The organism is Paenibacillus sp. S25, assembly GCF_019454085.1.
GTDB classification, from domain to species: Bacteria; Bacillota; Bacilli; order Paenibacillales; family Paenibacillaceae; genus Paenibacillus; species Paenibacillus polymyxa_B.
This window is the reverse complement of record NZ_CP073683.1, coordinates 5922597-5934115: the sequence shown is the minus strand read 5'-3', so window position 1 is coordinate 5934115 and position 11519 is coordinate 5922597. Positions and strand designations below refer to the sequence as shown.

The 11519-nt window shown below is 48.2% G+C and carries 11 protein-coding genes; all 11 read left to right on the top strand.

Going from position 1 to position 11519, the window contains the following annotated elements; genetic code table 11:
- Positions 1-45: 45 nt before the first annotated feature.
- The 11 genes from KAI37_RS26075 (at position 46) to KAI37_RS26025 (ending at position 11512) form a co-directional block, all read left to right on the top strand.
- On the top strand, positions 46-474 hold the full coding sequence (locus tag KAI37_RS26075; RefSeq protein ID WP_013312792.1) for a CBS domain-containing protein: 429 nt from the start codon (positions 46-48) through the stop codon (positions 472-474).
- 121 nt (positions 475-595) lie between these two features.
- The gene (locus tag KAI37_RS26070; RefSeq protein WP_013312791.1) at positions 596-898 is read left to right on the top strand and encodes a MazG-like family protein; all 303 of its coding nucleotides are present in this window, start codon (positions 596-598) and stop codon (positions 896-898) included.
- 5 nt (positions 899-903) lie between these two features.
- Positions 904-1821: a DUF2232 domain-containing protein gene (locus KAI37_RS26065; RefSeq protein WP_023991139.1), complete on the top strand. Its 918-nt coding sequence runs from the start codon at positions 904-906 to the stop codon at positions 1819-1821.
- Between the two features lie 11 nt (positions 1822-1832).
- Entirely contained in the window at positions 1833-3821 is a 1989-nt protein-coding gene (locus KAI37_RS26060; RefSeq protein ID WP_071644145.1) for a DHH family phosphoesterase, read from the top strand.
- On the top strand, positions 3818-4261 hold the full coding sequence (gene rplI, locus KAI37_RS26055) for a 50S ribosomal protein L9 (RefSeq protein ID WP_013312788.1): 444 nt from the start codon (positions 3818-3820) through the stop codon (positions 4259-4261). The genes KAI37_RS26060 and rplI overlap by 4 nt, the downstream gene beginning before the upstream one ends.
- 2 nt (positions 4262-4263) lie before the next feature.
- Positions 4264-5622 carry a replicative DNA helicase gene (gene dnaB / locus KAI37_RS26050; RefSeq protein WP_023991136.1) on the top strand — a complete coding sequence of 453 codons (1359 nt, stop codon included), beginning with the start codon at positions 4264-4266 and terminating at the stop codon, positions 5620-5622.
- Positions 5623-5998: 376 nt separating this feature from the next.
- Positions 5999-7285 (top strand): adenylosuccinate synthase, encoded by a 1287-nt coding sequence (locus tag KAI37_RS26045; RefSeq protein WP_029518946.1) that lies wholly within the window; start codon positions 5999-6001, stop codon positions 7283-7285.
- 204 nt (positions 7286-7489) lie between these two features.
- Entirely contained in the window at positions 7490-8314 is an 825-nt protein-coding gene (locus KAI37_RS26040; RefSeq protein ID WP_025723149.1) for an ABC transporter permease, read from the top strand.
- A 53-nt stretch (positions 8315-8367) separates the two neighbouring features.
- Positions 8368-9399: an ABC transporter ATP-binding protein gene (locus tag KAI37_RS26035; RefSeq protein WP_029518944.1), complete on the top strand. Its 1032-nt coding sequence runs from the start codon at positions 8368-8370 to the stop codon at positions 9397-9399.
- Positions 9400-9497: 98 nt separating this feature from the next.
- Positions 9498-10667, top strand: coding sequence for an extracellular solute-binding protein (locus KAI37_RS26030; RefSeq protein ID WP_071644143.1), 1170 nt, complete (start codon positions 9498-9500; stop codon positions 10665-10667).
- 2 nt (positions 10668-10669) lie between these two features.
- Complete coding sequence (locus tag KAI37_RS26025) at positions 10670-11512, top strand: ABC transporter permease (protein WP_071644142.1); 843 nt, start codon at positions 10670-10672, stop codon at positions 11510-11512.
- Positions 11513-11519 lie beyond the last annotated feature (7 nt).

The window sequence follows — 11519 nt, the reverse complement described above, 5'->3', positions numbered from 1 at the left end:
CTAATCAATTGATTTATATTTGATTTTGAGGGGGATTCGTTTCTCATGAACATCGCTTTTTTCTTGCTTCCCAAACAGGAAGTTGCTTGTGTAACGGCGGATGCTACTTTACGGCAAACGTTGGAACGGATGGAATATCACCGTTTTACAGCAGTTCCTATTTTGGATAAGGAAGGTAGATATACAGGTACAGTTACAGAAGGTGATCTGCTGTGGCATATGAAAGAGTCCGAGGGGAAAATCACCTTTGAAAACGCTTCTAAGTTTATGCTTAAGGACGTTCCGTTGCGGGTTACGATGAAGCCCGTATCCATTGACGCGAACATGGAGGATTTAATTAATTTGGCTAAGGTACAGAACTTTGTGCCCGTTGTGGATGATATGGAACGGTTTATTGGCATTGTACGTCGCAGCCAGATTATTGAGTATTGTGAAAAATTTGTATCCAGGGAATCGCTTAATACTTCAAGCTAAAATAAGCAGCAGAGCTGCTCCGAAAATAACGATTTACCCTATGGGGTAACAGTTATTTTCAGAATAGGATATGCTATAATGGAGAATAAAGCTTTTTCAGAGGGGTGTGACTCTTCATCATATGCCTAAAGAAATGGATGTAGTTAAACGAGCCAAGGTTATTGAATGGCTTAAAACAGAGGTGCTTGACCAAGTCTCCCGTCTGTTTAAGGCGATGTGGGAAGGCAGTACAGCCCGCATTGGTGATTGTTTGGCGAGTTTGGTGATGAGCAGTTATATTTTGGGAAGGCGCCTTGGAGTGTCTTACCGTGAATTGGATGATCTACTCATCGACAAGCTAAGAAAGCACAGAAAAGAAGGACACCAGCTGGAGGATTGGTATCAGGACATTTCCGCACTGGAAGAACATATGCGTAAGAGGTGAAAACGTTGAAATTCCGCTTGGCAACTGTAGCATGGAGCGTCATTTATTTGCTTCTGCTGCTGACTCTATTGACACCATTAAGAATCATTACCGTATTTTTGCTGATTGTGCCTGGCGCTGTATTGTTTTCATCGCTGCCTTTCAAAGGATTTCTGGTTCACGTCATACCGGTGCTGTTAATTATAGCGCTACTCGATGTGTATTCGCTGCTCCCTGCGATTTACTTTCTGATTCCTTCAATAATGATGGGACGGATATATAAAAAGGGAGGACCTGCTTTTCAGGCGTTGATGACCGGAATGGGCATTATTTTAGCCGAGTTGTTGGTTGTTCTGTTTATCGCTACGTATTCCTTTGGGTTTGATCTTTCGCAGTACCTTCGTGATCAGGCTGCGATATCGGCAAGTATAGTACAGCAGGTTTTGAGTGCTAATCCGATGTTTTCAAACATGAATTGGACGGCAGAGGATACGCAGAAACTCGGCACAATGCTGATTGGAAAAATTCCGTATGTGCTGATCATGACCTCGTTCATATTGGCGGTGATTACGCATGCTTTGGCACGTCCGGCATTGAGCAGTCTCGATGTACCGGTACGCAAAATGAAGCCTGCCCGCGAGTGGAGGCTACCGCGCGCGCTGATCTGGTATTATCTGCTGGCAATTGTAATTGAATGGATAGCAGGGTCTTCCGATAGCAGCTGGATTCAAATGGTTTCCATTAGTATGCTACCGCTGATTCATGCATGTTTTATTATCCAGACGATTGGTTTTGTATACTTCTGGACGCATAGCCGTAAAATGAGCCCGGTGATTGCGTTGCTGCTGTCGCTCGTCGTTCTGGTGTTCCAGCCGCTCCGCATTATAGGTATTATTGATTTGGCCTTTCCGCTGCGTGAAGCTATTACTAGATCAAAGAAATAGGGTGAACAGTCATGCCTAAATTTCTACAAAAACGCTGGCACGGCTATCAGACGGTCTGGGCGTTTTTACTGCTGCTGGTGCTTGTCATATGTATTTCCATGTACAACTGGGAACTGGGTGTGATAGGACTGCTGCTGTCATTCTTGCTCGGCGGGCTGATGCTGAAGACGGAATTGGATTTTCGTCGGGAACTGAATCAATATATCAGCGGTCTTTCCTTCCGAATCAAGCGGGTGGAAGGGGAAGCGATTAGTACATTGCCGTTCGGCATCATTTTATACAGTGAAAATCGAACGGTAGAATGGCACAATCGGTTTGCCGGGGAGATGTTCGAGGAGCAATCGCTGATTGGTGAGTCTCTTCAAGATTTGTTTCCTCAACTCGCAGGTGCTCTAAGCACCAAGAAGGAAACAAAGGAGCCTGCTCGTGAGCTGAAGGTGGAGCTACAGCATGATGAGCGTCATTATCAGTTTCTGATCGTGCCCGATGAGCGTCTGATATATTTGTATGAAGTAACGGAGTTGGCGGTGCTACGCAAGCAGTATGAAAACGAGCGGTTGGCGCTCGGTATCGTCATGCTCGATAATATGGACGAGGCTGCTCAGGGAATGGACGATCAGCAGCGCACCGCGCTTATTGCGAAGGTGTCAAGCGAGATTACATCCTGGGCTAATCAGTACAATATTTATTTGCGTCGATTATCTTCTGAGCGTTATCTCATTATGCTAAATCATAAAGCCCTCCAGGAGCTGGAGCAAAGTCGATTCGTCATTCTGGATACCGTAAGGGAAATGACGGCGGATTTAAAAGTACCAATGACACTAAGTATTGGCTTGTCCTTCGGTGCAGAGAGCATCAAGGAGCTAGGCGAGCTGGCCCAATCCAGTCTAGATATGGCGCTTGGACGTGGGGGCGATCAGGCAGCAGTGAAGGCGGGACAACGCCTGTCCTTTTATGGAGGCAAGTCCAATGCTGTCGAGAAGCGTACCAGGGTACGAGCCCGAGTCATTGCACATGCGTTGCGTGATCTGATGCAGGAGAGCGACCGCGTGCTGATTATGGGACACAAAATACCGGACATGGATGCATTGGGAGCGGCCATCGGTGTATGGAAGGCTGCGGCTCTCTACAATGTAGAGGCACATATTGTGCTGGATAAATCAAATCCGTCTATCGACCGAATGATGGAGCAGGTAAACAAGGATGAGAAGTTGTCGCAAGCGCTCATGACGCCGGAGCAGTCGCTCCAGCTGATGACTGAACACAGTCTGCTGGTCGTGGTGGATACGCACAAGGCCTCGATGACGATTGAGCCTCGACTGGTGCAGACGGCCAGCCGGGTGGTTGTTGTGGACCACCATCGTCGGGGCGAGGAATTTATTAACGATTCGGTTCTGATCTACTTGGAGCCATATGCGTCATCGGCCTGTGAGCTGGTGACCGAGCTGCTGCAATATATCCATGAGAAGGTCCAACTGACACCGCTGGAGGCAACATCACTGCTGGCGGGGATTACGGTGGATACCAAGCATTTTTCCCTGCATACAGGCTCGCGTACATTCGAGGCAGCCGGCTTTTTACGGCGTAGCGGGGCAGATACAGTTATGATCCAGCGCATGTTAAAAGAGGACCTGGATGAATATATTGCTAAGGCGGAAATTATTAAGCATGCTAAAATGATATATGGGCATATCGCATTTGCGGTAACTGAGCCCGGACAGAAAATACCGCAGCTCCTGATTGCTCAGGTGGCGGATTCATTACTCAATATGACGGATGTACTGGCCTCCTTTGTGGTCAGTGAACGTCCTGACGGCCTGGTGGGGATCAGCGCCCGTTCACTCGGACGCATGAACGTACAGGTCGTCATGGAACGGCTAGGCGGCGGAGGACATCTGACGAATGCGGCGGTTCAGCTGGATTGCCCGCTGGAGGAAGCTAAGCGCAGAGTGGTCGACGTGCTGGCCGAAATTGATGGGGAAGAGGGGTTATTTGAATGAAAGTGATATTCATTAAAGATATGAAGGGCCAAGGCAAGAAGGGGCAAATTAAGGAAGTGTCGGACGGTTATGCAGCGAATTTCCTGTTGCCGCGTGGTGTTGCCCGTCCAGCGACAGAAGGAAATATGAAGACGCTGGAAAATCAGAATGCTGCTGAGGAAAAGCGCAAGCAAGAGGAAAAGGAAGAGGCTCAAGCGCTCGGCAAAAAGCTGGAAGAGACAACGGTTCAGCTCAAGGCGAAGGCTGGTGAAGGTGGACGGCTGTTCGGCGCGATTACAAGCAAGCAAATCGCGGAGGCAGTAGCTAAAACTGGCATCAAGCTGGACAAACGTAAAATTGAGCTGGAAGAACCGATTCGTACGTTGGGCGTGACTCAAATGACCGTTAAGCTTCATCCTGAGGTCAAAGCTACGCTGAAAGTACAGGTGACTGAAGAATAATTATGGGCGGCGAATTTTTTGATCGGATTCCTCCGCAAAATCTGGAGGCTGAACAGGCGGTTATCGGGTCTATTTTGCTTCAGTCTGAAGCACTGATTACCGCAATGGAGCGGGTGCAGACCGAGGACTTTTATGATAAGGCTCATCAGATGATTTACGAAGCAATGATTGAGCTGGGTGAATCCGGACAGCCGATTGACTTGGTTACGCTGACCTCGAAAATTCAGGACAAGGGACAGCTAGAGGATATCGGCGGTGTCAGTTATCTGGCGAAGCTGGCTCACGGGGTGCCAACAGCGGCTAACGTGGATTACTATGCCCAGATCATTGAAGAAAAAGCGATGCTTCGTCGCTTGATTCGTGCAGCTACACAGATTGTGAGCGAAGGCTATAGCAGTGGCGAGGATGTCGCTGGTATGCTGAGCGATGCTGAGCGCAAGATTATGGAGATATCCAACGGGCGCTCAGGTAGTGGTTTTATTGCCATTCGCGATGTCGTGATGGAAGTGTTTGACCGCGTTGAATTGCTGCATCAGAACAAGGGCAATACGACCGGGATTCCGTCCGGGTTTGTTGATTTGGACAAGATGACGGCGGGTTTCCAGCGCAATGACTTGATCATTGTGGCCGCCCGTCCATCCGTAGGTAAAACAGCGTTCGCTCTGAATATTGCGCAAAACGTTGCAGTTCGGGCAAAAGAGACAGTAGCCATCTTCAGTCTGGAGATGTCGGCCGCTCAGCTCGTGCAGCGGATGATTTGTGCCGAGGCCAATCTGGACGCGAACGTCATGCGGACAGGTGAATTTAAAGGCGACGACGATTGGGCGAAGCTGACGATGGGCATTGCAGCCTTGTCAGAGGCGGAAATCTATATCGATGATACGCCCGGCATCACTGTGGCTGATATCCGTGCCAAGTGCCGCCGTCTCAAGACGGAAAAGGGACTGGGCATGATCGTAATCGACTACTTGCAGCTTATTCACGGACGAGGCAAAGCAGGCGAGAACCGGCAACAGGAGGTATCTGAAATTTCACGGACATTGAAGCAAATCGCCCGTGAGCTTGAAGTGCCTGTAATTGCCCTTTCCCAGCTGAGCCGGGGTGTGGAGCAGCGTCAAGACAAGCGACCGATGATGAGTGACTTGCGGGAATCGGGTTCCATTGAGCAGGATGCTGACATCGTGGCGTTTCTGTACCGGGATGATTACTATAATCAGGAAACAGAAAAGAAGAATATTATTGAGATTATCATTGCCAAGCAGCGTAACGGCCCGGTCGGTACGGTAGAGTTGGTCTTTCTCAAAAATTATAATAAATTCGCTAATTACGAGCGTGCCCATTCGGATGCGTTCGCCGGATAACATATTAGTATCATTAGAAAAGGCTCTTTCGACGCGGATTTCGCGATCTCGAAAGGGTCCTTTTTTATAGAATTTACGTATTTTCATATAAGGAATGAAACTCTCAATTACGAACAATACTATTTTCATGTAATATAATGTTCGCTTTTTATTTGACTTTAAAAAATGGTGCTGTTACACTTATAGTGCTGCTTCAACGCAGCGGGGAGATCATTACGCCCGGGGCTTTCCGAACCTACGGAATGTCTACGACGGACGTTTTTTCCTGCTGTCCGAGAACGCTCCATATCTGCCGCCCAGGCGGTTGAAGTCGGATATGCGTAGTGTGTCAGCTCAAAATCAGAGTGTCTGTGGGCACTCCACGGAGGAATGAAACATGTCAACTGTAGTCGTTGTGGGAACACAATGGGGAGACGAAGGCAAAGGTAAAATCACGGACTATCTAGCGGAAAGCGCTGAAGTGGTGGCCCGTTACCAAGGCGGAAACAATGCTGGTCATACGATTCTCATTGACGGTAAAAAGTACAAGCTGAGCCTGATTCCATCCGGCGTTTTTTATGAAGATAAAAAGTGTGTTATTGGCAACGGCATGGTAGTCAATCCGGCCGCTCTTATTGAAGAAATTACTTACATTCATGATAATGGCTTTTCCACAAAAAATCTGGTCATTAGTGACCGTGCACATGTGATTATGCCGTACCATATGACGCTGGATGTGCTGGAAGAAGACCGCAAAGGTCCTAACAAAATTGGTACTACCCGTAAAGGGATCGGCCCTGCTTATATGGATAAAGCTGCGCGTAACGGTATACGTATTGCTGATTTGCTGGATGCAGAGGAATTCGAAAAGAAGCTGCGCCATCAAACGAAAGAAAAAAATCAAGTGATTGAACAAGTATATGGCGGCGAGCCATTGGATGTAGAAGCAATATTGAAACAGTATCTGGAATATGCTGAATTTATCCGTCCTTATGTAGGAGATACGTCTGTCGTGTTGAATGATGCGATTGACGCAAATCAAAAGGTACTGTTTGAAGGTGCGCAAGGCGTTATGCTCGATATCGACCAAGGTACGTATCCGTACGTTACGTCCTCCAACCCGTCGGCTGGCGGCGTATGTATTGGTTCCGGTGTAGGCCCGTCCAAGATTCAACAAGTCATCGGTGTAGCTAAATCGTACACCACTCGTGTAGGTGATGGACCCTTCCCAACTGAGCTGAACGATGAAGTCGGCGATTACATTCGTGAAACAGGTCATGAGTACGGTACGGTTACAGGTCGTGCTCGTCGTGTTGGCTGGTTTGACAGCGTTGTTGTGCGTCATGCCCGTCGTGTCAGTGGGTTAACGGGTCTTTCCCTGAACTCGCTGGATGTATTGACTGGCTTGAAAACAGTGAAAATTTGCACAGGTTACAAGTACCGCGGTGAGGTGATTACGCATTATCCGGCTAGCCTGAAAATGCTGGCGGAGTGCGAAGCGGTATATGAAGAAATGCCAGGTTGGAGCGAAGACATCACTGGTGTGAAAACGCTGGAGGAACTGCCTGAGACTACACGCAATTACGTACAACGCGTGTCTGATCTGACAGGTATCCCAATTGCTATTTTCTCGGTTGGGCGTAATCGCGATCAAACAAATCAGGTGCTTCCGATTTATTTGTAGGACAAGAATGATATAGCTATTGATACATGTTCAAGGAGAGAGGCTGTTAGCAGCCTCTCTCCTTTTTTTATTCTATGAAGTGTTAAATGGTTCCTCCCCCTTTACATAATCTTATCTTCCTTGTCGATTTGTGATAACAAACCCTCTCTATAATCCAAATAGAAAAGAGATTCGGACGTCTAGACGTCTTGAGAGGGATGAATTATGAACTGGTATCTTCGCTCACTCGGCACACGCAAAATTGTGGAATTCATCGTGCTTGTCATTTTCGTCATTTTTTTCCTGGGACCTCTGACCAATCTTCTCCTTTTGGCGGTTTCGGGAAAATGGCAGTATCCTGCACCGCTTCCGCAGAGCCTGTCACTGGAATGGTGGAAGTTTGTACTTACCCAGGATGATGTACTCAGCTCGATTTCCCTATCCTTCTTGATTGCGATTACCGTTACGGTCTGCTCCATTATCGTATGTATTCCTGCTGCTTATGCCTTCGCACGAATTTCTTTCCCGTTCAGTAAGTGGTTTCTTTTCTCATTCCTGCTTACGCATGCTTTTCCGAAAATGGGTTTGTATGTGTCCATTGCCGTACTATTCTACCAATTCGGGTTGATGAACACCTTTGCAGGTATTGTGCTTATCCATATGGTAAACACGCTCATGTATATGACCTGGATTCCTTCCTCTGCCTTCCGCAGCGTACATCGTGCACAAGAGGAGTCAGCGCGGGATGCTGGAGCCGGACCATTCCGGGTGTTTTGGAAAATCACCTTTCCTATGGCGTTGCCCGGCATTGTGGTCGCCTCCATCTTTACCTTTCTTGCTTCACTAGATGAAGCACAGGGGACACTCCTTGTCGGGACACCGGACTATAAAACAATGCCAGTCATCATGTATTCCATCATTGCTGATTATCCGAGCACAACGGGCGCTGTTTTCTCTGTCATTCTTACTCTGCCAACGATCATTCTGCTATTGGCAGCCAAGCGTTTTGTAAGTGCGGATGTACTGGCAGGCGGATTTCAGGTGAAATAACGTAATTGGTCAAAAGAGGAGTTTGCAAAATCCTGAAAAGGGAGCCTAAGCTAATGCCCATTCAATTATCCATTCAAGAGTTAACCAAACGCTTCAAGACAGGAGACGGAGTCAAAGGCATTTCGCTTGACGTGATGAAGGGAGAGCTAGTGACACTGCTGGGACCTTCCGGCTGCGGTAAAACAACCGTACTTCGCTCCATTGGCGGCTTTTTGGACCCGGACAGTGGCGACATTCAGATTCAGGGTAAAAGCGTACTCAAGCTGCCGCCCGAAAAGCGTCCAACGGCTATGGTGTTCCAAAGTTATAATTTGTGGCCGCATATGACCGTATATGACAATCTGGCTTTCGGGTTGAAGATTCGAAAGGTGAAGAAGACAGAAATTGATCGTCAGGTGAAGGAAGCGCTAGCGCTGGTTCGGCTAGAGAGCGCAGAGCGTAAAACGCCGGGACAGCTCTCGGGCGGTCAGCAGCAGCGGGTAGCACTCGCTCGGGCTCTGCTGCTAAAGCCTGATGTATTGCTGCTGGACGAGCCTTTTTCCGCGCTTGACGCCAAATTGCGCATGGAGATGAGGGAGGAGCTGCGGGATATCCAGACCCAGACGGGGATGACGATGGTGTTCGTCACCCATGATCAGGAGGAGGCGCTGTCCATTTCCGACCGAATCGTCGTTATGAATGCGGGCCGAATTGAGCAGCTTTCTTCACCGCAGGAGATTTATGACAAGCCACAGTCACTTTTTGTAGCGGGTTTTATTGGCCGTATCAATTTATTAAAGGGGGTGAGCACAGGTCGCAGTGTCTCTGTGAGCGGAATACCGTTTGCACAAGAGCATGAATACACAGGTGAATCCATGGTTGGTGTAAGACCAGAGGATATTGTTCTGACGACGGAAGAAAATGGTTCTCTCGCCGGAACGATCAGACAAGTGATGATTCTCGGGCATTATGCGGAAGTTTCGCTGGATAGCGGTACCCATCATCTGAAAATGTTTGTGCCGCGTGAACGAGCGGCCGAGCTGCGCAGTGGAGAGCACATCAGATTCAGCTTCAGTAAAATTGTTACTTTTCCAGCAGCACAGTGAAGATTCACGATCAACCTCTATATCGCATCAATGTCCATCACGAACGCATCATCTGGTGATGCTGCGAACTTGTGTAACTATCTAAAGGAGGCAACAACGTGTTTGGGAAAAAGAATATGGGTCTGGTTTTGGCAGGGGTACTTAGTTTATCGTTGTTGGCTGGCTGTGGAAACGGCGGTAATACCGCCACGGCTACAGGGGAAGCCAAGTCTACAAAAGCGGGAGCCGCTACGGGAACGACGGAAATTTCCTTGTACACTGGAGGGTCCCTGAATGTCAAAGAGCTGTGGGAAACGTTAATCAAGGATTTTGAAGCTAAAAATGATCACGTTAAGGTCAAACTGGTGTATTTGCCAGCAGGGACCGGAGGCGCATCTACACTGGATCGTCTGATCGCAGCCAAGAAAAGCGGACAAACCGATACAGATATCGACCTGTACGAAGGCAGTCTGGATGACATCACCAAAGGGGTAGGCGAGAAACTGTGGGAAACGGTGGATGCTGCCAAGGTTCCAAATTTGAAGAATGTTGATGAAACGTATCTCAAGCAAGTCAACAATCAGGCCATTCCATACCGTGCCTCTTCGGTTGTACTTGCCTATAACAGTGCAAAAGTAGCGACACCTCCGAAAACAGCCGACGAGCTGTACACGTGGATTCGCCAGCATCCGGGCAAGTTTGCCTATAATGACCCGTCCACAGGTGGATCAGGCAGCTCATTTGTGAACACGGTTATCTATAATTTCCTTCCGCCAGAGGCGATGAACAGTGATGATCCGGCAAATATGAAGAAATGGGATCAAGGCTTCTCACTGCTCAAGGAACTGGGCCCTTCAATGTACCAAAAAGGAGTCTATCCTAAGAAGAACCAAGGTACGCTTGATATTTTAGCAAGTGGAGAGGTAGACATGGTTCCAGCATGGTCTGATATGGCGCTCGAACAACTGGCTAAAGGGCTGCTTCCAGACACGGTGAAGCTGACACAGATCGACCCTGCTTTTACAGGTGGACCCTCTTATCTGATGGTTCCTTCGCTTTCCTCCAAAAAAGAAGCAACTCAGGAATTCTTGAATTATATACTGACGCCTGAAGCGCAAACGGTGGTTATTAATAAAATGTACGGCTATCCGGGGATTAAGTGGAATCTGATGCCAACGGAGCTGCAAGAGAAATTTAACAGTGTATCTTCTGGATACCGCAGCTTTAACAGTGGAGAACTCCAGCAGGAAATCTACAAACGCTGGCAAAGTGAAGTAGCGGGCGGTTGATCATGAGTTCATTGTCCAAAAGGGGGATGCTGGGGCTTGCCCTGGTCATCCCGTCTTTTCTCATTTTGCTGGTCGTCGTTATTATTCCGATTCTCTATGCCGTGAAGGAAAGCTTGATTGATCAATATGGAACGGGCTACGGACTGGCCAACTATATTCGGCTGTTCACGGAACCTGCCATGCGTAGAAATATCATGTATACCATTAATGTCACGTTAGTCTCGACGGCCCTTACTCTGGTCATCAGCTATGCTTTGGCGGTTTATCTGAGATTTGGTAAAGGGGTTGTCGTGAAGTGGATAGGCCGGCTGTATTTTATTCCGATGTTTGTTCCCGGTGTAATTGCAACGTATGCGATCATTACTATGTATGGCAATCACGGTTGGGCTGCACGTCTTTTGCTGCCGCTTGGCATTGAAACGATTCCGAGGATTATTTATGACTACAAAGGGCTGATACTGGCTAATTTGTGGTTCAACATTCCGTTCGCAACCATGCTGCTCAGCTCGGCACTTGCCAGCATTCCAAACGCTGTCGTTGAAAGTGCCAGAGATGCCGGAGCCAGCACAATGCAGCTGTTTGGGCGCTTTATTTTACCCCTTTCCTACAAAACGATGTGGGTTGCGGTGACCTTCATTTTCATGGGAATCATGGGCAGCTTTACGGCTCCCTTCCTGATCGGTGCCAACTCACCACAAGTGCTGGGTGTTGCGATGCAGCAGGTGTTTTCCAGCTATCAGGAGACGCATACGGCCAGTGCAATGGCAGTGTTTATGTTTTTACTGTGTTCTTTTATGGGCTACTTTTATATTCGGACAATGGTGAAGGATGCGGATGCCAGCTAGACCGCCG